The sequence below is a fragment of the Actinomyces gaoshouyii genome, from assembly GCF_002072175.1.
GTDB classification, from domain to species: Bacteria; Actinomycetota; Actinomycetes; order Actinomycetales; family Actinomycetaceae; genus Actinomyces; species Actinomyces gaoshouyii.
In genome coordinates, this window is record NZ_MVIV01000001.1 from 90000 (window position 1) to 114697 (window position 24698).

21 protein-coding genes and 1 riboswitch are annotated in these 24698 nt (G+C 70.8%); of the genes, 8 read left to right on the top strand and 13 right to left on the bottom strand.

Annotated features, from left to right (window positions below; translation table 11 throughout):
* Nucleotides 1-80: 80 nt before the first annotated feature.
* Entirely contained in the window at nt 81-851 is a 771-nt protein-coding gene (locus B1H50_RS00335; RefSeq protein ID WP_080461820.1) for a YflT domain-containing protein, read from the bottom strand.
* A gap of 740 nt (nt 852-1591) precedes the next feature.
* Between B1H50_RS00335 and B1H50_RS00340 the strand changes: the two genes are divergently transcribed.
* The 3 genes from B1H50_RS00340 to B1H50_RS00350 are packed head-to-tail and all read left to right on the top strand — an operon-like array spanning nt 1592 to nt 4697.
* Entirely contained in the window at nt 1592-2884 is a 1293-nt protein-coding gene (locus B1H50_RS00340) for a magnesium transporter MgtE N-terminal domain-containing protein (protein WP_080461821.1), read from the top strand.
* Entirely contained in the window at nt 2877-3509 is a 633-nt protein-coding gene (locus B1H50_RS00345) for a DUF1003 domain-containing protein (RefSeq protein ID WP_080461822.1), read from the top strand. Before B1H50_RS00340 ends, B1H50_RS00345 begins: the two co-directional genes overlap by 8 nt.
* Nucleotides 3510-3554: 45 nt before the next feature.
* On the top strand, nt 3555-4697 hold the full coding sequence (locus tag B1H50_RS00350) for an Mrp/NBP35 family ATP-binding protein (protein ID WP_080461823.1): 1143 nt from the start codon (nt 3555-3557) through the stop codon (nt 4695-4697).
* Between the two features lie 265 nt (nt 4698-4962).
* On the opposite strand, the gene B1H50_RS00355 is transcribed toward B1H50_RS00350, so the two are convergent.
* The gene (locus tag B1H50_RS00355; protein WP_080461824.1) at nt 4963-5739 is read right to left on the bottom strand and encodes a Sec-independent protein translocase family protein; all 777 of its coding nucleotides are present in this window, start codon (nt 5737-5739) and stop codon (nt 4963-4965) included.
* A 207-nt stretch (nt 5740-5946) separates the two neighbouring features.
* Here B1H50_RS00355 and B1H50_RS00360 point away from each other — a divergent pair, with 207 nt between their 5' ends.
* Nucleotides 5947-6582, top strand: a complete 636-nt coding sequence (locus B1H50_RS00360) for an O-methyltransferase (protein WP_080461825.1) — start codon at nt 5947-5949, stop codon at nt 6580-6582.
* A 282-nt stretch (nt 6583-6864) separates the two neighbouring features.
* On the opposite strand, the gene B1H50_RS00365 is transcribed toward B1H50_RS00360, so the two are convergent.
* Nucleotides 6865-7032 (bottom strand): DUF3117 domain-containing protein, encoded by a 168-nt coding sequence (locus B1H50_RS00365; protein WP_017177161.1) that lies wholly within the window; start codon nt 7030-7032, stop codon nt 6865-6867.
* Between the two features lie 116 nt (nt 7033-7148).
* Nucleotides 7149-7901 (bottom strand): LOG family protein, encoded by a 753-nt coding sequence (locus B1H50_RS00370; protein ID WP_080461826.1) that lies wholly within the window; start codon nt 7899-7901, stop codon nt 7149-7151.
* Between the two features lie 151 nt (nt 7902-8052).
* Here B1H50_RS00370 and B1H50_RS00375 point away from each other — a divergent pair, with 151 nt between their 5' ends.
* Nucleotides 8053-9798: a phospho-sugar mutase gene (locus B1H50_RS00375; protein ID WP_080461827.1), complete on the top strand. Its 1746-nt coding sequence runs from the start codon at nt 8053-8055 to the stop codon at nt 9796-9798.
* Here the strand turns inward: B1H50_RS00375 and B1H50_RS09845 are convergent.
* The 6 genes from B1H50_RS09845 to B1H50_RS00405 form a co-directional block, all read right to left on the bottom strand.
* Entirely contained in the window at nt 9758-11278 is a 1521-nt protein-coding gene (locus B1H50_RS09845) for a metal ABC transporter permease (RefSeq protein WP_095532442.1), read from the bottom strand. The two genes, B1H50_RS00375 and B1H50_RS09845, sit on opposite strands and share 41 nt — an antisense overlap.
* Nucleotides 11278-12075, bottom strand: coding sequence for a metal ABC transporter ATP-binding protein (locus tag B1H50_RS00385; protein WP_080461828.1), 798 nt, complete (start codon nt 12073-12075; stop codon nt 11278-11280). Before B1H50_RS00385 ends, B1H50_RS09845 begins: the two co-directional genes overlap by 1 nt.
* On the bottom strand, nt 12072-13277 hold the full coding sequence (locus B1H50_RS00390; protein ID WP_080461829.1) for a metal ABC transporter solute-binding protein, Zn/Mn family: 1206 nt from the start codon (nt 13275-13277) through the stop codon (nt 12072-12074). Before B1H50_RS00390 ends, B1H50_RS00385 begins: the two co-directional genes overlap by 4 nt.
* Before the next feature lie 90 nt (nt 13278-13367).
* Nucleotides 13368-14552: a mannose-1-phosphate guanylyltransferase gene (locus tag B1H50_RS00395; RefSeq protein WP_080461830.1), complete on the bottom strand. Its 1185-nt coding sequence runs from the start codon at nt 14550-14552 to the stop codon at nt 13368-13370.
* Nucleotides 14553-14571: 19 nt separating this feature from the next.
* Nucleotides 14572-15657 carry a YihY/virulence factor BrkB family protein gene (locus tag B1H50_RS00400; RefSeq protein ID WP_080462059.1) on the bottom strand — a complete coding sequence of 362 codons (1086 nt, stop codon included), beginning with the start codon at nt 15655-15657 and terminating at the stop codon, nt 14572-14574.
* 41 nt (nt 15658-15698) lie between these two features.
* Nucleotides 15699-16253, bottom strand: a complete 555-nt coding sequence (locus B1H50_RS00405; RefSeq protein WP_080461831.1) for a 2'-5' RNA ligase family protein — start codon at nt 16251-16253, stop codon at nt 15699-15701.
* Between the two features lie 135 nt (nt 16254-16388).
* On the opposite strand from B1H50_RS00405, the gene galK reads away from it, so the two are divergent.
* Nucleotides 16389-17702 (top strand): galactokinase, encoded by a 1314-nt coding sequence (gene galK / locus B1H50_RS00410; protein WP_080461832.1) that lies wholly within the window; start codon nt 16389-16391, stop codon nt 17700-17702.
* 328 nt (nt 17703-18030) lie between these two features.
* Entirely contained in the window at nt 18031-20859 is a 2829-nt protein-coding gene (locus tag B1H50_RS00415; RefSeq protein ID WP_080461833.1) for an MSCRAMM family protein, read from the top strand.
* 89 nt (nt 20860-20948) lie between these two features.
* On the opposite strand, the gene B1H50_RS00420 is transcribed toward B1H50_RS00415, so the two are convergent.
* The gene (locus B1H50_RS00420; RefSeq protein WP_080461834.1) at nt 20949-21794 is read right to left on the bottom strand and encodes an exodeoxyribonuclease III; all 846 of its coding nucleotides are present in this window, start codon (nt 21792-21794) and stop codon (nt 20949-20951) included.
* Nucleotides 21795-22041: 247 nt separating this feature from the next.
* Here B1H50_RS00420 and B1H50_RS00425 point away from each other — a divergent pair, with 247 nt between their 5' ends.
* A complete protein-coding gene (locus B1H50_RS00425; protein WP_229657901.1) occupies nt 22042-22308 on the top strand; it encodes an acylphosphatase in 267 nt (88 codons plus the stop codon).
* 33 nt (nt 22309-22341) lie between these two features.
* Here the strand turns inward: B1H50_RS00425 and B1H50_RS00430 are convergent, their stop codons facing one another.
* Both B1H50_RS00430 and glyA read right to left on the bottom strand, forming a co-directional pair.
* A complete protein-coding gene (locus B1H50_RS00430) occupies nt 22342-23250 on the bottom strand; it encodes a bifunctional methylenetetrahydrofolate dehydrogenase/methenyltetrahydrofolate cyclohydrolase (protein WP_080461835.1) in 909 nt (302 codons plus the stop codon).
* Complete coding sequence (glyA, locus tag B1H50_RS00435) at nt 23247-24557, bottom strand: serine hydroxymethyltransferase (RefSeq protein ID WP_080461836.1); 1311 nt, start codon at nt 24555-24557, stop codon at nt 23247-23249. Before glyA ends, B1H50_RS00430 begins: the two co-directional genes overlap by 4 nt.
* Before the next feature lie 45 nt (nt 24558-24602).
* A riboswitch (ZMP/ZTP riboswitch) is annotated at nt 24603-24689 on the bottom strand.
* Nucleotides 24690-24698: the final 9 nt, after the last annotated feature.

A 24698-nucleotide genomic window follows, 5' to 3' on the forward strand; every position in this document is an offset into this window, starting at 1 on the left:
GCGTGGGACCCTCGGGGCCGCTCTCCATGCGGGGATGCGCGACATCGTGGGGCGGCCGCTCTCCACGATGGGGCGCCTCGTCAGCGGCGCAGGTAGGGGTCGTGGTCCTCGGGAACCGGAGTCCCGCCCCCACTGGGCCGAGCGGCCCCGCCCGCCTCAGTTCCCCCGGCAGGACCGGCAGCGCCGGAGGCCCCGGAAGTGGCGGCAGCCCCGCCGCCCGAGACCGCGCCGTCGGGCTGGATGCGCACGCCGAAGCGGGGCTGCTCGTCGGGGCGCGATCCGAACGCCGTGGGCCCGTCAGCGGACTCCGCGCGGGCGCGACGGCGCTCCTCGGCGCGGCACGCGGCCTGGCCGCCCCGGCTCAGGTTGCCCGGCGCGTCCGCCAGCGCCCGAGCCGCCTCCTGGACCCGGTCCGCGGCGAGGATCGAGTAGCGCGAGGCCACCACCTGGCTGATGGAGGTGAAGTCCCGGCGACCGCGCGTGAGCGCGTATCCGACCACCTGGAAGAGGATCCCCCACACAACGCCCAGCAGCACGGCGCCGAGGAGCATCGGGGACGTCGAGGCACTGCCGATGAAGTTCATCATGAGGGCGAAGAACACGCCGATCCACAGCCCGGACCCGGCGCCGCTGGCCACCGCCCGCCCCCAGCTCAGGCGGCCGGTGATGCGCTCGACCTGCCGCAGATCGGTGCCGATGATCGACAGCAGTTGGACGGGGAAGCCCTCGTCCGACAGGGAGTCGACGGCGTGCTGCGCCTGCGCGTAGGTGGCGAAGGAGGCGATCTCCTCCCCCTGGGGCAGCGCGCCCCCGCGACCGACGATCGTGTCAGGACCCATCTGGATGCTCATGACCCCATCGTCCCATGCCGACCGCCGCGGAGACGAGCCGGTCCGCCCTCCGTCGCCCCGATCCGCTCTCAGCGACCACGGGGCGGCGGGGGAATATCGGTCCGATGGCGCCCCTCAGGAATCAGCAGCGAGTGAGTGCCTGGCCACTCGATTCCAGTCAGGAGTATTCATCAGACCTCCGCCGCGCCGACCGCGCTCTCGATTCCGAAGAGGCACATGCAAAACCATAGGGTCGACAGCAGGAGGAATAAGCCAATGCAATGCATCACGAACTCGCAACGACCGCATCGCGCCATGGAACCACTATTTACGCGAAGCCATGCCCACAGGTAATCTAGTGGTCGCGAACACAGCCGAAGGCATATGGGGCCATCATGACCGCTCAGAAGAGCGCGCGACTGCGGAATAAAACGGCACTTCAGTTCCTCTGGGGACTCCTTGTGATGAAGATCATCACCTGCTGCATCCGGGGGTTGCCCCTCTCAGCGCTCAGCACATGGGCGGACCTCACAACCTGGATGTACTCGCTTGTTCCAGCCATGATCTTCACCGTCAGCTACTACCGCTTCTCGATAAGCCGTCACAATCCGTCTTAGGGCTCAGGACAGCGCGAGGCGGCGCTGAGTAGGCGAGCGTCGGAGCCGGCGGGCACGAGGATTCGCCGAGGGCTCTTCCAGCGGGCCGTCCTCGCGCCCGCCGGCTCACGGGCCCGCCCTCTCGGATGCGGCTAGGCTGTGCCCGTGGAGAGCAGCAGGGCGCGCAGCGCAAACAGGGTCTTCGTGGCGCGGCTCGTCGGCACGACCGTCTTCGACCCCCTCGGGGATCCCGTCGGCCGCGTCCACGATGTCGTCGTCCTCATCCAGTTGCGCGGCGAGCCCCGGGCGGTGGGCTGCGTCATCGAGGTGCCCGGACGGCGCCGCGTCTTCCTGCCGCTGTCGCGCATCACGGCGATCGAGCCGGGCGCGGTCATCACCACGGGAGTGGTCAACATGCGCCGTTTCGAGCAGCGCAAGGTCGAGACTCTCGTGGTCGGCGAGCTCCTCGACCGCGTCGTCACCCTCAAGGACGGCACGGGCACCGTGGAAATCCGCGATGTGGCCATCGAGCGCGACGCCGGCATGGATTGGAAGGTCACCCGCCTGTTCGTCCAGCGCGCCTCGTCGGGCCCCCTGGGACTGCGGCGCGGGGAGACCGCCATGGTCCGCCCCGACGAGGTCACGGGCCTGGCAGGCGGCATGGAGCAGCAGGGCGTCACCGCCCTCCTGGCCACCCTGGAGGACCTCAGGCCCGCGGATCTGGCCGAGGCGCTGCGGGACCTCCCTCCCACCCGCCGCGTCGAGGTGGCGCGCGAGCTGCCCGACGACCGCCTCGCCGACGCCGTCGAGGAGCTGGGCGATGACGACGCCGTCGCCCTCTTGTCCGCCCTGGAGTCGGCCCGCGCCGCCGACGTCCTGGAGGCGATGCAGCCCGACGACGCGGCCGACCTCGTCGCCGAGCTCCCCCAGCTCAAGGCCAACGAGCTCCTCGAGCTCATGCAGCCCGATGAGGCCGCCGACGTGCGCCGCCTCATGCGCTACGACGAGTACACCGCCGGCGGCCTCATGACCACCGAGCCGATCATCCTGCCGCCCGAGGCGAGCGTGGCCACCCTGCTGGCCCGGGCCCGCAAGGCGGAGGTCCCCCCGGCCCTGGCGGCGGTGGCCTTCGTGTGCCGCCCGCCACTGGAGAGCCCGACGGGCATGTACCTGGGCATGGTCCACCTCCAGCGCGCCCTGCGCGAGCGCCCCCAGCAGATGGTGGGGCGCATCCTGGACAAGGACCTCGGCGCCGTCGGACCCACCGACTCCATCGGCACGATCACGCGCCTGCTGGCCACGTACAACCTCACGGCCATGCCCGTGTGCGATGAGGCCGGTCGCCTCGTGGGCGCGGTGAGCGTGGACGACGTGCTGGACCACCTCATGCCCGATGACTGGCGCGAGGCCGACGACGCCGTCACCGACGAGATGATCGAGAGGAGCGCCAATGCCTGAGCAGCTCGATCAGCCGTTGGACCAGGGACGCGGTCGCCGGCTGCGCGGGCTGCGCCCGCGCCGGTCCTCGCGCTCGGACGCCTTCGGGCGCTTCGCGGAGGCCACCGCCCGCTTCATGGGTTCGCCGAGGTTCGTCCTGTACATGACGGTCTTCGTCATCACCTGGATCGTGGCGAACATCGCCCTGGCGAGTGCTTCCAAGGCCTGGGACCCCTACCCGTTCATCCTGCTCAACCTGGCCTTCTCCACCCAGGCCTCCTACTCCGCCCCCCTCATCATGCTGGCGCAGAACCGCCAGGACGACCGCGACCGCGTCACCGCCGAGCAGGACCGCCAGCGCGCCGAGCGCAATCTGGAGGACACCGAGTACCTCACCCGGGAGATCGCCGCGCTGCGCCTGGCGATGAACGACGTCGCCACTCGTGACTTCGTGCGCGGCGAGCTGCGGGACATGCTCTCCGAGATCCTCGCCGAGGAGCGCGCCATCCGCGAGGAGATCTCCGAGCTCGGCGATGACGAGCACGCCGAGGGCGACGAAGCGCCCGTCCTGGCCGAGACGGCCTCCCCCGAAGGCTCCCACGGGGCCCGACCCTCACCGCCGCTCCCACTCGCCCCCTCCCCCTGATCCGACACGGTGGGCCCAGAGCTGACGAGCCCGTAGGATGAGGGCATGCCCATGCCCACTGAAGAGGCCGTCCGCGATGCTCTCGCCCGCGTCAACGACCCTGAGATCCGCCGTCCCATCACCGAGCTCGGAATGGTGGACTCCCTCGAGATCTCACCAGACGGCGTCGTGAGCGTCCATGTCCTCCTCACCGTGGCTGGCTGCCCGCTCAAGGACACGATCACGGAGGACACCACGCGGGAGGTCGGCGCCGTCGAGGGCGTCACCGGTGTGCGCGTGAGCCTGGGCGTCATGACCGATGAGCAGCGGGCGGCCCTGCGCTCCCAGCTGCGCGGAGGGGCGGCGGAGCCCGTCATCCCCTTCACCCAGCCCGGCTCGCTCACCCGCGTCTACGCGGTCACCTCCGGAAAGGGGGGCGTCGGCAAGTCCTCGGTGACGGCCAACCTCGCCGCCGCCATGGCCGCGCAGGGCCTGAGCGTCGGCGTCGTCGACGCGGATATCTACGGCTTCTCCATCCCCCGGATGCTGGGCTCGGAGCAGGTGCCCACCCAGCTCGATGGCATGATCGTCCCGCCCATCGCTCACGGCGTGAAACTCATCTCGATCGGCATGTTCGTCGATGACAAGCAGCCCGTGGTGTGGCGCGGCCCCATGCTGCACCGCGCGGTCCAGCAGTTCCTCTCCGATGTCTTCTGGGGGGACCTCGACGTCCTCCTCCTCGACCTGCCCCCCGGCACCGGGGATGTGACGATCTCCGTGGCGCAGCTGCTGCCGGGCGCGGAGATCCTCGTGGTCACCACGCCCCAGCAGGCGGCGGCCGAGGTGGCCGAGCGCACGGGTCTCATCGCCACCCAGACCAAGCAGCGGGTGGTGGGCGTCATTGAGAACATGTCCTACTTGACGCAGCCCGACGGCTCTCGCCTGGAGATCTTCGGCTCCGGCGGCGGCCGGGCCGTGGCCGGCTCCCTAACCGAAACGCTGGGCTACGACGTGCCGTTGCTCGCCCAACTTCCCCTGGACATCAAACTGCGCGAGGGCTCCGACACCGGCGTACCGGCGACCATCGGCGGGGGCGGCCGCGCGCCCGCGGACGCCCCCGCCGCCCAGGAGCTCTCGGCGGTGGCGCAGAGGCTGTCCCACCGCTCCCGGGGCCTGGCCGGACGCCCCCTCGGCGTCACCCCCGCCTGATTCTCTCTCTCCCCCCGCACCGAGACCGGTCGAAAACAGCATCGAGACCGGTCGATATTAGAAACGAGACCGGTTCGGGGCGGGTGGCGCGACGCGATCGGGGCGCGCCGGGGCCCCTCGCCGGGCTTCAGCAGTGATGGATGGGCCGAGCGCTGTGGGCTGCGGTGAGAACGCGCCCGGAGGCGCTCATCGCGACCATCGGTGCGGAGCATCATCGCCGACGCACCGTTCCACGGGCTGAGCCCAGTCGAATGACTGAGGGGGCTCAGTCGACGGGCGCTGACGCCGCGGCCACGCGGCTGCGAGAGGCCTCCTTGGCGGCCCGCACGATGTCGCGCGGCGAGAGTGGGCGCGGCGCGCTGGATGCGGCCGCCGACGCGGCTGCGGGATCCTCCACCAGCGAGGCCGGCACGGCCACCGGCTCGGTCATCGGGTCAGCGGTGGGCGCGACGACGGCGGGCTCTGGAGCGGCGGGATCAGCCGTCACGGGCTCGACAGGCGTGGGCTCCCCCGCCGACTCGGCCTCATCCCTCTCCTCGGCACCGGCCGCCGGATCGGCCTGGGACGCCTCCACCTGCGGGAGCTCGGCGGTGGAGGCCTCGCCCTCCTTCACGGCCCGGGCAGCGGCGAAGGCCTCGGCCTTCTTCTCCTCGATCTTGTTGGCCAGGGAGTTCGCCCGGTCCTTGTCCCGAGCCTCCTTGACGGAGGCGTCGATGGCGTCGGTGGTCTCCTTGGCGGCGTCCTTGACCGCCTTGAAAGGCGACTGGAGGTCCTTCTTGATGGCGTCGAGGTCCTCGCCCAGGGCGTCGCGCACGATCTTACGCGGGTCGTACTGGCGCGGGTCGAGGCTGGACAGGTCGAGGTCGGCGAGCTCGGGGCCGACCTCCTCGGCGATCTGCGTCTTGGTGCTCTCCAGGAAGACGCGCAACTGACGGACCATCTGAGTGAGTTTGCGAGTGTACTCGGGCAGCCTCTGGGGGCCGATGACCACGACGGCCACCAGCAGGAAGACCACGAACTCAGATGAGGAGAATCCCAGCACGAGGCGAGTATAGAGAGCGCGGGCCGCGATACCCTCATGCCTCCGCTCCCGGCTCAGCGTGTCCCGGCCCAGCGCGCCGCACGCCACACTCCGGGCAAGACGGCGGGTCGGGCGAGGAATTCCCCATGGTCCTGGGACAATTCGGTTGCCGCGCGGATGGCGCGGCGAACTCGAGCGCACGCTTCACCGCCATGGAAGGGACTCACTGTGAGCGCGGACAAGACTCTGACCTGGTCCTACACCGAGGAGTTCCCCTTCGAGGACGAGGCGACCTCCCAGGCCCGCCTGCGCGGCATCGAGCTCGGCATCTCGCCGGTCTCCCCGGCCACTGGCGCCGCCCTGCGCGCACTCGCCGCGGCCGCGGGCGCGAAGTCCGTGGCCGAGATCGGCACGGGCACGGGGGTCTCCGGACTGTGGCTCATGGCCGGCATGGGCGCCGACGGCGTGCTGACGACCATCGACGTCGAGGCCGAGTTCCAGCGGGAGGCGCGACGGGCCTTCGACGCCGCCGGGTACTCCGGCCACCGCACGCGCATCATCCAGGGCCGGGCCTCCGACGTCATGCCCCGTATGGCGGCGGGCTCCTACGACATGGTGGTGCTCGACGTCGACCCGCAGGATGCCGCCGACCTCCTCCCGGACGCTTTGCGGATGCTGCGCGCCGGAGGGTCGCTCATCATCACCCACGCGCTGTGGCGCGACCATGTGGCCGACCCCGCGCGCCGCGACGCCGTGACGGTGGCCGCCCGAGAGCTGGGCAAGACCCTGCGGGACGCCGACGGGCTCCTGACTTCCCTGCTTCCCGTGGGCGATGGCTTGCTCGTGGCCGTGCGCCGGAGCTGAGGGCGGCTACGGCATCACCCGCCCCGAGGGGCGCCAGCCGCTCCCACTGGTAGGTCCTGCCCGCGCCTGTCGGCGCAAGTGGCACCTCCCGGGGCGAGAGGTGGCTGTCGGGGCAAGACGCACCACTCAAAGCGAGGTGCGCCCTAGGAGCTGACGGAGACGGAAGAAGGACCGCCCCGATCCGGGAACGGTCCTTCTCCTGTGCGATACGGCCATTCGGCCCCTCCGACGGTGGACGGGTGAGCGGCCGACCAGTTCCGGCGCTCGGCGCCGGGGCATGGCTCAGATCTTGACAGTGGCCAGCGCCTCGCTGAGAGCCTTGATCTCATCAGGGGTGATCTCAACGACCAGGCGGCCGCCGCCCTCGAGGGGCATGCGCATGATGATGGCGCGTCCCTCCTTGACGACCTCCAGGGGGCCGTCCCCAGTACGGGGCTTCATGGCAGCCATATGCATCCCTTCCATCGTGCTCGCGCGGTTCCGCCCGCGGTGCTGCCTCTCATTCTAAGGCATGATTCTCGACGGCACGATAAGTAGGACACAAGGCTCACGGTCCGGCGCCCGACTCATTCCGGTGACGTGGGACGGATCCTCTGGGCGCCCGCGACCACGTACTCGACCGCCTCGGCAGCGGTGTCGACGACGCGCAGCAGGTCGAGGTCCTGTGACGCGATCATGCCCGATCCCAGGAGCGAGGAGCGGATCCAGTCGACGAGCCCGCCCCAGTATTCGCGCCCGACGAGCACCACGGGGAAGGAGTCGACCTTGCGAGTCTGAACCAGTGTGATGGACTCGAAGAGCTCGTCAAGGGTGCCGAAGCCACCGGGCATGACGACGAATCCGTCGGAGTACTTGACGAACATCGTCTTGCGGGCGAAGAAGTAGCGGAAGTTGATGCCGAGGTCGACGTACTCGTTCATGGATTGCTCCATGGGCAGCTCGATGCCGAGTCCCACGGACAGGCCGCCGGCCTCATGGGCTCCCTTGTTGGCGGCCTCCATCATGCCCGGACCGCCGCCGGTGATGACGCCGTAGCCGGAGCGGACCAGCCCAGTGGCGATCTCCTCGGCGAGGCGGTAGGCGGGATCTTCCCGCTTCGTGCGCGCCGAGCCGAAAACGCTGATCGCGGGTCCGATCTCCGCCAGGGCGCCGAAGCCCTCGACGAACTCGGACTGAATGCGCAGCACCCGCCAGGGGTCGGCGTGGAGCCAGTCGGAGCGCTCGGTCGCGGAAAGGAGGCTCGCGTCGGAGGTCTGCCGGGGGATCTGCGTCCCCCGCAGGAAGACAGGGCCCTTGCGATAGGTCTGGCGATCAGTCATGCCCGCATTGTGTCATCACGTGTGCGACGAGCCCTAGGTCACAGGTGTTCCATAGCCTCTGACCAGCAACATCAGATGTTGTGGGAGGTGCCACGCATGAACGCCATCACCTTGTCCACTAGAAGGAGAGCCCGACCGGTACGGTCAAGTCATGACCCACTCCCCCAAGGCTGCCCCGACCACCGGGGTTGTCCGTACTACCGTCGCGCAGTGGATCGCCGAGGACCCCGATGAGACCACTCGCGAGGAGCTATCCGAGCTGCTCGCCCTCCATGAGGCGGGGGATCCCGCTGCCACAGCCACCCTCGCCGAGGCCTTCTCCGGTCCGCTGACCTTCAGGAGCGCGGGCCTGCGCGGCAGGCTCGGCCCTGGTCTAGGCAGGATGAACCGGGCCGTGGTCATCCGTGCAACGGCAGGCCTGTGCGCCTATCTGCGCGAGGAGATCGGGGACGGCTTCATCGTCGTCATCGGCTACGATGCCCGCCACTGCTCCGACGTCTTCGCCCAAGACGCCGCCGCCGTGGTCACCGGCGCTGGGGGCCGAGCCCTCCTCATGGACTCCCACTGCCCCACCCCCCTGCTGGCCTTCGCCCTGCGCGCGCTGGACGCGGACGCGGGCATCATGGTCACCGCCTCGCACAATCCCGCCCAGGACTCCGGTTTCAAGGTCTACCTCGGTGGCCGGGCCACCGACGACTGGGACCGCGGCGCACTGATCGCCCCGCCGCAGGACGCGGCCATCAGCGAGGCCATCACCGCCCTGGGCGCCCTGGACTCGATCCCCCGCGCGGACTCCGGCTGGGAGCTCGTCGGGCCCGAGCTGCGCGAGGACTACATCGAGCGCGTAGTCACCGCCGCTCGGACGCGCGCGGCCGCGAGCCTGCGCATCGTCCTGAGCGCCATGCACGGCGTGGGCGGGCGGATCTGCCTCGAGGCGCTGCGCCGGGCGGGCTTCGACGACGTCGTCGTGGTCCCCGAGCAGTTCGAGCCGGATCCGGGATTCCCCACCGTGGACATCCCCAATCCGGAGGAGGCCGGCGCTATGGACCTCCTGCTGGACCTGGCCCGCCAGGAGGGCGCGGACCTGGCCATCGCCCTCGATCCCGACGCGGACCGCTGCTCGGTGGCCGTCCCTGATGAGACCGTGCCCGGCGGCTGGCGCCAGCTCACGGGCGACGCCGTCGGGATCTTCCTGGGCGAGCAGGCGGCCGAGCTGGCGGCCTTCACCGGCACCGGCGTGCTGGCCTCCTCCATCGCCTCGGGCCGGATGCTGCGCAAGATCGCCCAGGACCACGGGCTGGCGCACCGCATCACCCCGACGGGCTTCACCTGGATCAGCCGCGTGCCCGGGCTCGTCTTCGGTTACGAGGAGGCCATGGGCTACTGCGTGGACCCCGCCTCCGTGCGGGACAAGGACGGCATCGCGGCCGCCGTGCGCATGGCGCTCCTCTCATCGGTCCTCAAGGCGCAGGGGCGCTCCCTGCTCTCGCTCCTGGATCGGCTCGCCCAACGGCACGGCCTGCACCTGACCGGGCAGATGAGCATCCGCGTCGACGACATGGCGATCATCGAGCGCATCATGCGGCGCCTGCGCGAGGGAGGGGCCCCCACAAAGCTGGCGGGCTCGCCAGTGGTGGACGTCTTCGACCTCATGGATGGGGCCAGCGACGGCAATGGCGCGCAGTTGCCGCCCGCGGACGGGATCATCATCAAGACCGCCGCGGACGACCGCGTCGTCCTTCGGCCCTCGAGCACCGAGCGCAAGCTCAAGTGCTACTGCGAGGTCGTCATGGAGATCCCCGACGGCGAACCGGTCCCGGCCGTCCGAACCGCGGCCGCCGAGCGCCTGGAGCTCATCAGGGCCGATCTGCGCGAGGCACTGGGGATCCGCGCCTGATCGCCCGCCAGCAGGCCGCCACCAGGTAGACCGCGGCGACGATGGCGGCGATCATGCCGCCCACGGAGAGCCTCAGCGCCACGCCGAGCACGAGGCCCACCAGCGCGCTCGCCGCACCGAGCAGGGGAGCCCCGATGAGGAGCCCGCGCGCGCTGCGCGCCGAGGGCGCCAGAGCGGCCGCGGGGGCGGCGATGAGGGCGATGGGCAGGATGGTGCCGACGGCGGGCACCAGCACCACGATGGTGGAGGTGATGAGGACGAGCACCGCGCCCTCGGCCCAACCGGCTCGCAGGCCCGCCGCGCGGTGGCCCACCGGGTCGAAGGCATGGAAGACGAGGGCCCGATCCGTCAGGGCGACCACCGCCACGGCCACCACCAGGACCGCGCCCACGGCGGCTACGTCCACGCGCCCCACGTTGAGCACGGAACCGGTGAGGAAGGAGTCGATCTTGAGCGGCAAGGGCTTGAACCAGCCGGCCAGGAAGTAGCCCAGGGCCGAACCGATGGTGAGCACGATGCCCGCCGCCGACTGGGGCCCCAGCCCCTCCACGCGTGCCAGCGCGCGCATGAGCGCGGCCATGGGCAGGCACATGAGGGCCGCGCCCACGAGCAGCATGGCGCTCAGCAGTTCGAATCCGGGGCGCCCGTGCCCGAGCGCCGCGGCGATCCAGGTGGCGACGACGACGCCGATGATCGCCCCGGGAAAGGTCGCGTGGGTGAGGGACTCGGTGAAGAAGACGCGGCGGGACAGCAGGGCCAGGGCGCCGACGACGAGCAGCGTACCCACGGCGGTGGAGGCCGAGACGACGACGGCCGCGATGGCCGCGTTGAGGGCCAGGTCGAGGGCGAGGAGCCGGTGGCCGGCGGCCCGGGCCCCCACGGGGTCGAAGGCGTAGGCGACCTGCCCCCGCCAGGTGACGGCCACGAGGATGATCGCCATGAAGCAGGCGATGAGGGCATGGGCGAGCCCGGCGTCGGTGACCTCCAGGAGCCGCCCGAACATGAGGGCCTCCAGCTGCCCGGACATATCCCCCTCGGCCAGGGACAGGATGATGCCCACGGAGAAGAAGCCTGTGAGCACGACGGCGGTACCGGCCTCGGCCCCGCCGCCCCCGGCCGAGCGGCGGGCCCCGGCGATGCGCCCCGAGTGGTGGGTGAGAATGGTCAGGCCTGCCGCCGCGATCATGGCGACGGTGGAGGCCGCGGGGGTGATCGCCTCGATTCCCCAGAAGACGGCGCCGGCCACGATCCCGGGGAAGACGGCATGGACGAGGGCCTCGGCGCTGAACTCCGCGCCCCGCAGGTTGACGAGCACCCCGACGACGCCCGAGACGATCCCCAGCAGGACCACCATGACCAGGGGCCGGAAGAAGAAAGGGGCGCCGGCCAGGGGCACGAGGCCGGGGACACCGACAAGCGCCAGCCGAAGCTGCTCGACAGCGCCGGCCACGAGGGCGGTGAGCGGATCCATGGCGGTCATCAAGCCTCCTCCGCCTTGAGCAGGAGGTCGTCACGACCGCTCGCGCCGGCCCCGTAGGCCCGTTCGATGAGGTCGGGGACGAGGACCTCCTCGCGGGGCCCGAAGGCGATCTGACGCCCGGCGAGCAGGGCCGCCTGCTCGCAGCACTCGCGGGCGATGACGAGGTCGTGGGTGGAGATGACCAGGGCGACGCCGTCGTCCTTGAGGGCGGCGATGATGCGCAGGAGGGCGTCGCGGTTGGGCTGGTCGAGGCCGTTGAAGGGCTCGTCGAGGGCGATGAGCCGGGGGCGGGTGGCGATGCAGCGGGCCACGAGGACGCGCTGCTGCTGGCCGCCGGACAGGGTGCCGAAGCGCCGTCCCACGGCCTCGGCCAGGCCCACGGACTCCAGTGCGGCCAGGGCGCGCCCCCGGGCCTCGCGGCGACGGTCCCCGAGCAGCGGGAGCGCGCCGAAGCGGGCCGCGGAGGCGGTGATCCCCATGAGGACGACATCGAGGACGGTGACGGGGAAGGTGGGGTCGAGATCGGCGACCTGAGGGACGTATCCGATCGAGCCCCTCCGGGCCCGGCCGGGCGCTCTCCCGCAGACCTCGATGCGCCCGGCGGCGACATCGACCATGCCGAGCAGCCCCCGCAGCAGGGTGGTCTTGCCCGAGCCGTTGGGGCCGATGAGGGCGAGCGCGGTACCGGGCCCCACCTCACCGGTGACGCCGGTGAGCGCCACGGTGCGCCCGTAGACGAGGGCGGCGCCATCGCAGCGGACAACAGCGCCCCCACCCTCGGGATGCCCGGGGATCACTGCGCCACCGCCTTGGGAGTCCAGGCGGCCAGCGAGGCGGGGATGGGGGCCACGGTGCCGCCCCAGGCATTGGTGAGCACGGTGATGTTGTGGAGGATGGATCCGATGTAGGTCTCACCGTCGGATCCGGGCTCGCCCAGCGAATCGCCGTAGAGGGCCTCGTCGCCGATGATCGCCTTGACGCCCGCGATCTGGGCCACCTTGCGCACGGAGGCGGGGTTGTTGGAGTTCTCGGCGAAGATGGCCACGGCGCCCGAGGCCCTCACGGCGTCGGCGGTGCTCTGGATCTGCTGGGCCGTGGCGTCCTGCTGGGCGTTGAAGTCGGACAGGGCGGCACCCTCGAACCTCAGTCCGTAGGCCTTCGACAGATAGCCGAAGGCATCGTGGCTGGTGAACAGGACGCGCTTGTCCGCCGGCACGGTCTCGAAGCTGGAGCGGGCCCAGGCGTCGAGCTCGGTGAGCAGGGAGACATAGGCCTCGGTGCGCTCGTTGATGATTGCGGCGCCGGCCGGGGAGGCCTTGGCGAGGGCCTCGCCGATGTTGCGCACCTGGATCATGGCGCCGGCCGGGGAGGTCCAGACATGCGGGTCGAAGCGGAACTCGGCCTCGGACTCGCTCTCCTCGGGGGCGAAGGGCCAGGGAGCGGCGTCGACCTTCTGGCTCCCGCGCTCGACGGTGTAGGGCAGGTCCTTCTCCTTGGCCTTCTGAGCGTCGAGGTCATCGATATCGGCGGCTCCGTAGACGCCGGAGGTGATGACCATGGTGCCCTTGAAGCCGGTGGAGACGACGGCGTCGTCGAGGAAGTGCTCCAGGTCCACCCCCGAGACGAGGAAGAGATCAGCCTCGGACAGGGCCTTGGCCTGCGCAGCGGTGATGTCGTGCTCGTGGGTGGAGGCGTTGGGGGCGAGCAGGCAGGTGAGGTTGATTCCGGCACCGGCCTTGGCGCCTTCAGGGCCCAGGTGGGTGGTGATGCCGTCGGCGCCGGTGCGGTCAAGGGCCAGGGAGTCCGAGTCGGAGGGATTGCCCCCGGTGACGATCTGGGTGACGTAGTCGCAGATCTGGGTGGTGGAGGCGACGACTTTGATGGCTCCGGTCCGGCCGCCCGGGGAGGCCCCGGCGCAGGCGGTGAGAGCGGGGATAGCGAGAGCGAGGGAGGCGAGCGCGATGGCAGCCCGGCGCCCGGGGCTGGGGAGGATTCTCATGAGAGCCGAGAATAGTTTCGGCCACCCGAAGTTCGCAAACCCGAAATTTCTCGCGCGCGCTTCGCGCGGGGCTGGCGGCTCGCGGGCGGCCTACAGCAGGCCCGTCCGGCCGTCCTGCTTGAGACGGTCGACAGCTCCCTTGACGTCCTGGGCGCGCTCCGGCATCGTCACCAGCAGGGCGTCCGGGGTGTCGACGACGATGAGTCCGGGCACACCGAGCAGCACGATCCTCCGCCCGGTCGTCGTGGCGACGATCGCCCCCGAGGAGCCCACGGCCTCGACGTCGGCGGCGGGGCCTCCCTGGCCGGCGCCGTCGAGCACGGCAACGCCCTCGGCGCTGCCCTCGGCCTCGACGGGGACGATGGCGGACAGCGCGTCGAAACCGCCGACGTCGTCCCAGCCCATGGCGGCCGGGACGGTGGCCACTCCCCCTGCGGCGGCGACGGGCTCGGCGATGGCGTGGTCGATGGCGATCCTCTCCAGGCCCGGCCAGACGCGCTCCAGGACCGGCTCCCGCTCGGGGGTGTCCCAGGCGGCGGCGATCTCCTCCACGCCCACGGCGAGCTCAGGGCGCTGGGCGGCGAGGTGGTCGAGGAGGACCCCGGCGCGCACGACGAACATGCCGGCGTTCCAGCGGTACTCGCCGGTGGCGAGGTACTCGGCGGCGGTGGCGGCGTCGGGCTTCTCGGTGAAGCCGAGGACGACCCGGCCCTCGGGGGCCCCGGGCACGGAGGTGGGGCCGCCGGCGTGGATGTAGCCGAAGGCGGTGGAGGGGTGGGTGGCCTCGATGCCGATCGTCACCACCCAGCCGTCCTCGGCCAGCGCCGCGGCCTGGCGCACGGCCCCGACGAAGGCGCCCTCGTCGGCGATCACCTGGTCGGCGGCGAATGAGCCGACGACGGCATCCGGTGTGTGGCGTCGGGCGATGACGGCCGCGGCCAGGCCGATAGCGGCCATGGAGTCGCGGGGGGAGGGCTCGGCGAGGATCGACTCGGCGGGCACGCCCGGCAGTTGCGCGGCGACGGCCTCGACATGGGCGGCGCCGGTGACGATCGTCGTCGTGGCGGCCACGGGCTCCAAGCGGGCGACGGTGCCCTGCAGGAGGGTGCGCCCGGCGCCGGTGAGATCGAGGAGGAATTTCGGGCGCTCGCGGCGACTGAGCGGCCAGAGCCTGGTGCCCGCGCCGCCGGCGGGGATGATGGCGTGGATGGGCTTGCCCTGACAGGTCGGCGCTGCGGCGCGCCGGGCCTCGGCACTGGCGGGGGAATCGGTCATTGGCCCAGGTTAGTGGGGATCAGCCCTCGGGAGGAACGTCCCGGTCGACAGGGCGCCCCCGACCCTCGGTCGGCGCGGGGACGCGCTCCCCGGCCGGCGCGGGCGGCCGGTAGTCGGGGTGCTCCGTGGGATCGACCTCGACGGTGCCGGTCAGGGACTGCCGGGGCCAGGCCAGTGTCTCGGGGACGGACAGGGTCACGTAGTTGGGGCGCGCCCTGGCATGGACCTCATCGGGATGCTCGATGAGGGCGGGTCGCGGGGGGTTGGCGATCCAGGCCGCGACGAGGAGGAGGATGCGGCTGGCCAGGTGCAGCCAGAGGATGAGGATGACGATCGCGGTGAAGGAGGCCAGGAGGGGGTTGTGCCAGCTCGACCCGACGGCGCGCGAGCCGATTTCGCGCAGTGCGCCGAAGGCGAGGGCTCCCAGGCACACGCCCCCGGCCAGGTCCTTGCGGGGGACGCGGATGCCGCAGGCTGCCAGCAGGAGGGCCAGCACGGCGGCGTCGATGAGGAAGGAGATGACGACGACCGCCAGGTGGGTGCCGGCACCGCTGAGCCAGGCGGGCAGCCCGATGAGGCTGGCCGTCGAGCCGGCGAGCGCCGTCGTCAGGGCGGACGCGGTGGCGGTGGCGAGCACGCCGGCCATCATGACGAGCAGCGCCGCGAGGTTCCACGCCCATGCCCTCACGGGATTCTCCGGGAGACGGGCGATGCCGAACATGGCGCGCAGGGCGGTCTTGAGGACCCCCATGAGGGCGACGGCGGAATAGAGGAGGACGCCGCCCGCGGCGAGAGAGCCGATGTTGAGCACCGAGCCGAGGGTGAGCTGGTCGACGGTCACCAGGCCGCCCGAACCGGTGTCGATGACACCGGGGAGGGCCTGTCCGATCTGCTCAAGGACCCGGTCGCGCAGGGCCGGCTGGCTGCCGAGCAGACCCATGAGGATCGTGACGCCGATGGCCAGGGCGGAGAACACGGAGAACAGGCCCGTGTAGGCGATCCCCCCGGCCAGGAGCGCGCCGCGGGCCATGGAGTACCGGGTCAGCGCCCGCCCGAGGCGGCTGGACTTGTAGCGGTTGACGAGCGCGGCGGCGCCTGCGCGCATCGTGGTGATCGCGCTCGCCATGCCGTTGCCGCCCTGACGTCTCACGCCGGCGCTGCCCCGCCCAAGGGGATGCGCGCCAGGAGCGCGCAGTGGTCCCGGTTCAAGGTGTGCAGGAGCATCTGCCCGGCGACGAATGCGGCGTCGAGGGCAGCCCCGGCCCGCATGGCGGCGTCGAGCGCGGCCTGGCCCACCTCATGGGCGAGGGTCACGTGGGGGTGGAAGGGGAAGCGCAGAGGGGCGCCGAGCGGGCCGGAGGCATTGCGGATGTCCTGCTGGAGGGAGCGCAGTGCGTCGCCGCCGCCGATCACCTTGAGATAGGCGACAGCGCTGACGGGCAGGAAGGTCGCGGCACCCGACAGGCGCAGGTCGATCGGCGCATGGGCGCGGGCGACGTCGGCCAGGTGCTCCTTGATGGAGTCGAGCCGGTCGGTCGGCACCGCCGTGGGCGGCACAAGGGTGATGTGGGGGGCGATCCGGGCAGCGAGCGGGTCTCCCGCGTCGCGGCGGATATCGCGGATCGTGGCGGCGAAGGGCTCGGGAACGGGCACGGTGACACCGACCACGCTCTCGCGGTCGGCAGGCTCAGGGACCTCCATGACCCTCCTCTCCGTGCGTTAGGGGCGCACTCGGCGGTCTCATCGGGTGTCCGCGGCGGCGGGGTCCGCCACGGGCCGGCCAAGCCTAACCCGCATCGCCCCCAAAGGCATCACCCGCATGGCACGATGTGCGTTATGAGCGACCTCACCACCGACGCTGACGCCGTCACGCCCCCCGCCGCCCCTGATTTCTCCCCCGCCTTGACGAATGAGGAGGGCATCGCCCAGGCCACCGCCCTGTTCCACGAGGCCTTCGACTCCGACCCCGACGGCGTCTGGTACGCGCCGGGGCGCGTCAACATCATCGGGGAGCACACCGACTACAACGGCGGCCTGGCGCTGCCCATCGCTCTGCCGCACCGCGCCTTCCTGGCGCTGCGCCGCCGGGACGACCGCACAGTGCGCCTCATCTCCCCGCAGACGCGCGAGGCCGTGGACGTGCTCGACCTGGACGCCATCGGCCCCAAGGGAACCCCCGGCGAGATCCCCCAGTGGGCCTCCTACATCGCGGGGGTCGCCTGGGCCCTCGAGCGCGACGGCCTCGGCCCCCTGCCGGGCTTCGACGCCGCCCTGGTCTCCTGCGTGCCACTGGGAGCGGGCCTGTCCTCCTCGGCCGCCCTGGAGTGCGCCACGAGCGTGGCCCTCGATGAGATCGCGGGGCTCGCACTGGCCGGGCCCGCCGACGCGCCCGCGGACGCCGGCCGCGCCCGCCTGGTGACCTCCTGCGTGCGCGCGGAGAACGAGATGGCCGGAGCGCCCACGGGCGGCATGGACCAGTCGGCCTCCCTGCGATGCCGCGCCGGCCACGCCCTCGAGCTCGACTGCCGCGACGGCGAGGTCGTTCACGTCCCCTTCGACCTGGCCGCCGAGGGATTGGCCCTGCTCGTCATCGACACCCGCGCCGAGCACTCACTGGCCGATGGCCAGTACGGCGCGCGCAGATCGGCCTGCGAGCGCGCGGCGGAGATCCTCGGCGTCGAACTCCTGGCGGATATCGCCCCCGAGTGCCTGGAGGAGGCGCTGGCCGCCCTGCGCGAGCGCGGCGGCGAGGAGGCGGAGGTCCTGGTGGCCCGCACCCGCCACGTCGTCACCGAGATCGCCCGGACTGTCGAACTCGTCTCCCTCCTGTCCGACGGCCGCCCGCTGACCGGGGAGAAGCTGACGAAGGTCGGGCAGCTCATGGACGCCTCGCACGAGTCGCTGCGCGTGGACTACGAGGTGACCTGCCCCGAGCTGGACGTGGCCGTCGAGGCGGTGCGCGCGGCCGGCGCCCACGGCGCCCGTATGACCGGCGGCGGGTTCGGGGGCAGCGCGATCGCCCTGGTGGACGCCGATCGGGTGGACGATGCGGCGCGCGCCGTCGTCGCCGCCTACGGGCGCGAAGGCTTCGCTCTCCCTGCCTTCCTCGACGCCGTCCCCAGCGCTCCCGCGGGGCGCGCGAGGGGCTGAGGGGCTCCGCCGAGACCGGTCGATATCAGGATCGAGACCGGGCGCGCCCCCCGCTCGTCCGCCCCGTCATGGTCCCTGCCGCGGAAACATGGTTTCCGAACACACCCTCACGATCTCGGCCGTTTGGAGCGATAACAATGCCATTGCGCTGGTGGCGCCCGCACCCCTGAGGTTGCTATTGTCGCTTGCGTTCGCCGAGGTATGGCGAATTCCCATCGCCACCTCGATCCCTTCCTATCAGGACAAACATTCCCACACCCCGCCGCCCCACCCTCATCTGTCGGCGAGGCAGGGAGTGCCACGTCCGATTCACAACGAAGAGTGACTCATGGCATCCGGTTCCCACGCTCTGCCGCGCATCAACCGCATCACCCGATGCGCGATACTCGCTGTCTGCGCGTTTGCCCTCATCTGCGTTGACGCGATCAGCATTCCCCGCCCCCTCGGCATCATCGCGACCGCCCAGGCGGCGGACGGGATCTTCGACTGCTCTCCCGGGTACGTGTACGGCCTGGACCGGGATGGGCGCATCAGCAGGATCTCCCCCGACGGCACCGTCTCGGAGGTGGCCGGCGACGACATTCCCTGGGACTGGTTCTTCGATGGGTACCGGGCGAACAGCCTGGGCATCGAGAAGAACGGGACCGGCGCCTACTACGTCATCCAGAGCCAGCCGGACGGCGGCTCCCGGACCATCAGGATCGCCCGTTACACCAATGAGGGATGGACGTCCACGGAGCCTGTGGACTCCGCCGAGCGCGGCCTCCTCTCCGGAGGGACCTATATCGCCGGCGGCGTCCAGCCCTCGACCGGCGACTACTACTTCGGTGGCTACCAGGAGCACGAGGACGAGCAGAGCGGCAAGACCCACCTGCGTTTCCGCATCTGGAAGCTTCCCCACGACTCCGGGATGAACGCCGATCGGATCCAGGAAGTCGGGTACGTCGACGTCGGCGAGCAGCACCCCCTCGGCGACGGCAACGGCGACCTGGCCTTCGACGACAACGGGAACATGTTCATCGTCCGGAGCGTGAGCACCTCGGGCCTCACCCGGATCTACTCCGTCACCGCTGAGGCTCTCGCCACGGCCAACGGCAGCGACTACAGCATCCCCTCGAACGCCACCAAGGCCGACATCGTCTCAGCCAATATGGCCATCAACGGCATCGCCTTCGACTCCGAGGGGAAGCTCTACCTCTCCGACGCCTCCAACGTGGGCACCTACGATCCGGTCAGCTTCGACGCCATCGAATCGAAGATCAATAAAACAACCCTCACTAACAACTACGACCTGGCGAGCTGCGGCTCGCCCGCAACATTCATCCTGAAGAAGGACATCGTCAAGCGGGACAAGCCCGGCGACCAGTTCCGCCTCTCAGTGAGCTACGGGGAGCCGAACGATGAGATCGCCTCGGTTGACACCACGGGTAGCAGGACTGGCGTGCAGAGCGAGCTCATCGGCCTCTTCCCGGTGAGGATCGGCGGCTCCTTTTCCTTCTCGGAAACCGCCGTCAATGGCGCCGTCCTCTCCAACTACTCCTCGTCATGGAGCTGCACGAAGAACGGGAGCAGCACCCCATTCGCCCAGGGCATTGGAACCGGGAGCACGATCAAGATCCCTCAGGAGAACGGCGTCGCAGTGGAGTGCACACTCACCAATACCGCCCTCACCGGCTCCCTGTCCTGGGACAAGACGGCCAGCGACGCGCCGTCCCAGTATCTGCCCGGCTCCGAGTGGTCTCTCTCCGGCCCTCACGGCACCGCGCTGGCGGTGAAGGACTGCGTTTCCCCTGGGCAGTGCGATGGCACGAACGACGCCGACCCCGCCCCTGGCAAGTTCCGCGTCGAGAATCTCCCCCTGGGCGACTACTCCCTCACCGAGACCGTCCCTCCCGAGAACTATAAGAAGGCCACGACCGCCTGGAGTGGGAGGATCACGAGCGACCAGCTCGATGCGCGCATCAGCGACGTCACCAACGATCGCCTCGAAGCGGCCCTCACGATGACCAAGAAGGCCCTCGCGGTGGACGGGACTCCGCTGCCCGCCTCCCGCAAGGGCTGGGAGCTGACCGCCGCCGCCCAGGACTCCTCCACCGTGGTGGGCGGCACCCAGACCACGGGGGACGATGGCACGGTCACCGATCCTTGGACCGTCACCGTTCCCTCCGGCAAGAGCACCGGCACCGTCACCATCAGTGAGGCAGCCGTCGAGGGCTGGGAGAACAAGGCGATCTCCTGCACGGCCGAGGACGGTTCCTCCCTCCCCGTCACCCCCACCGGCAAATCCGGCGAGGGCACGATCACCGTCTCGCCCGGCACCACAATCGCCTGCGAGTTCACCAACCAGCGCAAGCCCGGCACCCTCACCTGGACCAAGACCGACGCCGGCACCGCGGAGGAGATCCCCGGATCCTCCTGGACGATCAAGAGCGCGAGCCCCGGCGCCGCAGAAGTGACCGTGTCGGACTGCGTTGAGGACGGGAAGTGCCAGGACGGCATCGCCGACTCCGATCCCGCTCCCGGAAAGTTCAGGGTGACGAACCTGCCCTGGGGCCGCTACACCGTGACCGAGGCCACCGCTCCCAGTGGCTATGTCCTGGACGCCACCGTCCGGCCCGCGGAGATCTCGGGCACGGCACTCGACGTTGATCTTGGAGCCATCGCGAACACCCGGACCACTGGCGCAGTGACCTGGAAGAAGGTCGATGGCGATAGCAACAAGGCCCTGGCGGGCTCCGAATGGACCCTCACCGGACCCTCCTTCCCCGCAGCGACTGTGATCACCGACTGCGATTCCGGCGATTGCAAGGCCAAGGCCGCGGGCGCGACCTACTACGACGCCGACCCGGCTCCTGGCGCCTTCAGGGTCGAGGGCATTCCCGCCGACGGCGCAGCCCTGGCACTCACCGAGTCCAAGGCGCCGGCCGGGTACTGGCTCGACAATACGGCGCAGGCCTTCAGCATCACGATCGGAGCGGACGGCGCCGTCGTGAACCACGTGTTCGACGATCCCTTCCCGAACTACAAGAGCCCGGTGCCCGCGCTCCCGGTGACCGGCGGAATAGGAGCCGATTTCTTCTACCTCGGAGGACTCGGCCTGGGCCTCACCGCGGTCATCGCGCTCGTCACCAGGCGGCTGCGCCGCCGTCGGGCCTGATCTCGCTACAGCCGAAGACGGCCCCAGGGCGGCCGAGACCAGGTCAGAAGCCTCCACCTGGTCTCGGCCGCCCTGGGGCCGCGCCCGGGCTACAGCCGGTAGTCGACGACGAGCGGGGCGTGATCGGACCAGCGCTTCTGGTAGTCCTCGGCGCGGTCCACGCGCAGGCTCTTGGCGCGCTCGGCCAGGCCGGGCGTGACGACCTGGTAGTCGAGGCGCCAGCCGACGTTGTTATCGAAGGCCTTGCCGCGTTGGGACCACCACGTGTATGGGCCCTGAGCGTCGGGATGAAGGTGGCGGGAGATGTCGATCCACCCGGCGTCGAACCAGGATTCCAAGTGGGCGATCTCGTCATCGAGAACGCCGGCGACCTTGTTGTGGTTGGGCTTCCAGTTCTTGATGTCGCGCTCGGAGCGCACCACGTTGAGGTCACCGGCCATGAGGATCTCACGGGCGCCATCGCAGGCCGCGCGCTCGGCCAGGAGGGCGGCCATACGGGCGTCGACGAGCTCGAGATGGGCGTACTTCTGCTCCATCTTCTCCGTGCCGATCTGGCCGGAGTGCAGGTAGGCGGAGATGACCGTGAGGAGGCGGGAGGCGCCCGGGGTGGCGTCGGGGAGGGCGAGGTCAGCCTCCAGCCAGCGGCCGGAGTCGACATCGGGCTCGTCGCTCCCGGGCACGGCGACTCCCAAACGGGTCCGCCCCACCGTGATGCCGCTGCCCTCGCGCACGGCGACGGCGACTCCCGCGCGACCTTTGATGCGGCAGGGCCAGATGATGGGCTCGTAACCGGGTAGGAGCGGGGCGGCGATCTCGGGGTCGGCGCGCACCTCCTGCAGGAGGAGGACATCGGGCGCGGCGGCCTCGAGCCAGTCCCCCATTCCCTTGCGGGCGGCGGCCCGGATGCCGTTGACATTGACGGTGGCGATTCGCATGGCGACCAGGGTAAGGCGAGCGGCGGCGCCCTAGCGAGCACCGGCGAGCCGCGGCAGAGCGCAGCTGAACGAGGCGGGTTGAGGCCCGGCGAGGCGGATGACCGCCTGCGACAATGGGAGCATGAGATTCATCGGCGGCAAGGGCGGCAGAGCGGCGAGCGTTGGAGCACAGGATGAGGCGGACACGGGGGCTGACAGGGCGCCGAGCACCGGGACGGGCGCTGACGGCGGAACCCGCGCGCGCACGATCCACGCCCTGGTCTCAGGGCGGGTCCAAGGCGTCGGCTTCCGCTGGTCCTGCATGGAGGAGGCAGAGCGCCTCGGCCTGGTGGGCGAGGTGCGCAATCTGCCCGATGGCGATGTGGAGGTCCTCGCGCAAGGCCCTGCCGACGACGTCGCGCGCCTCATCGCCTGGCTCTACCGCGGCCCGCGCTGGGCCTCGGTGAGCGCCGTCGTCATCACGGACCTGGAGCCCGGGAGTCTGAGGAAGCGCGCCTTCGTCATGGGCAACTGACTGACCGTCCCCCTCCCCTCTCACCGAGACCGGTCAAGGGGCCACACGGGCGGTGCGCTCGGCGGCCTCCACGACGTTGGCCAGCAGGAGGGCGCGGGTCATCGGACCCACCCCCCCGGGATTCGGGGAGAGCCACGAGGCGACCTGGTCGACGCCGTCGGCGACATCCCCGGCGATCCGGCCCTTGCCAGTGCCGGGGTCCACCACGCGCGAGACGCCCACATCGAGCACGACGGCGCCCGGTGCCACCATCGCAGGAGTAATGATCCCGGCCGAGCCAGCCGCGGAGATGACAACGCCTGCGCGGCGCACGTGCGCTGCGAGGTCGGCGGTGCCCGTATGACACACGTCCACCGTGGCGTTGACATCCTTTCGGGCCAGCAGGAGGCCGATGGTGCGCCCCACGGTGACGCCGCGGCCGACGACGCACACGTCCTTGCCGGCCAGGTCGATGCCATGGCGGGCCATGAGCTCGATGCAGCCGCGCGGCGTGCACGGCAGCGGCGAGTCGATGGGCCCGGAGCCGCGCAGGACGAGTCGGCCGAGGTTGGTGGGGTGGAGCCCGTCGGCGTCCTTGTCGGGGTCGATGCGCTCCAGGATGGCATTGGTGTCGATGCCGCGCGGCAGCGGCAGCTGAACGATGTAACCGGTGCAGGCGGGATCGGCGTTGAGGCGATCGATCGCGGCCTCGATCTCCCCCTGGGCGGCGGTGGCGGGCAGATCCACTCGGATGGACTCGATGCCGGCCTCGCGGCAGTCCGAGTGCTTGCCGGCCACGTATTTCACGCTGCCCGGATCCTCACCGACGAGCACTGTGCCCAGCCCGGGCACGACCCCACGGGCCCGCAGCACCGCCACTCGCTCGGCGAGCTCGGCCTTGATGGCGGAGGCGGCGGCCTTGCCGTCCAGGACGCGGGCGGCGCCCTCCCAGGGGGCCCTCACTGAGCCAGGCCCGGGTAGAGCGGGAAGGCGTCGGTCAGGGCCGTCACCCGCGAGCACAGGCCCGTGAGCAGATCCTCAGTGGCGTTGCCGGTGGCGCCCGCGGTCAGCGCGGTGGCGATGATCTCGGCGACCTCGGTGAACTCGGCCTCGCCGAAGCCGCGGGTGGCCAGAGCGGGGGTGCCGATGCGCAGTCCGGAGGTGACGCGCGGGGGGCGGGGGTCGAAGGGCACGGCGTTGCGGTTGACGGTGATCCCCGCAGCGTGGAGGAGGTCCTCGGCCTGCTGGCCGTCGAGAGCGGAGTCGCGCAGGTCCACCAGGACGAGGTGGACGTCGGTGCCGCCAGTCACCAGGCTGATACCCGCGCCGCGCACGTCGTCGGCGAGAAGGCGCTCGGCGAGGATCCGGGCACCGGCGAGGGTACGGGCCTGCCGGTCGGCGAACTCGGGGGTCCCGGCGATCTTCATGGCTATGGCCTTGGCGGCGATGACGTGCATGAGGGGCCCGCCCTGCTGGCCGGGGAAGACGGCGGAGTTGAGCTTCTTGCCCCACTGCTCGGCGCGGTTGGACAGGATCATGCCCGAGCGCGGCCCGCCGAGGGTCTTGTGAACGGTGGTGGACACGACGTCGGAGGCGGGCAGGGGGCTGGGGTGCAGGCCTGCAGCGACGAGTCCGGCAAAGTGCGCCATGTCGGTCCACAGGGCGGCGCCGACCTCGTCGGCGATGGAGCGGAAGGCGTCGAAGTCCAGATGGCGGGGGTAGGCGGACCAGCCGGCGATGATGACGCGGGGACGCTCGCGCAGGGCGGTCTCGCGCACCTGCTCCATCTCGATGCGATGGGTGGTCTCATCGACGCCGTAGGCGGTGGCGTGGTAGTTCTTCCCGGAGAAGTTGATTCGCATGCCGTGGGTGAGATGCCCACCGTGGGCGAGCGACAGGCCGAGGATGGTGTCGCCGGAGTCGGCCAGGGCGTGGAGAACGGCAGCGTTGGCCTGGGCCCCGGCGTGGGGCTGGACATTGGCGTACTCGGCGCCGAAAACGGCCTTGGCGCGGTCGATGGCGAGCTGCTCGGCGACGTCGACGACCTCGCAGCCGCCGTAGTAGCGCTTGCCGGGGTAGCCCTCGGCGTACTTGTTGGTGAGCACGCTGCCCTGGGCCTGGAGAACAGCGCGGGGCACGAAGTTCTCCGAGGCGATCATCTCGAGCGTTCCGCGCTGGCGGTCGAGTTCGTCGTCCAGAACGGCGGCGATCTCGGGGTCGAGCTCGGCCAGGGGGAGGTTGTTGAGGCAGACGGTGGCTGGGGCGGTCATGCTTCTCCTGCGAGTACATCGGGCGCGCGTGCGCTGCGGCGGGCGATCCGCGGCCCAGGCGGGCGACCCCGGATCTGCGTGTCATGCCGCTCCCCGGTGGTGATCCACCCGGCGCCAGTCGCGACGGCCATACCCTATCGC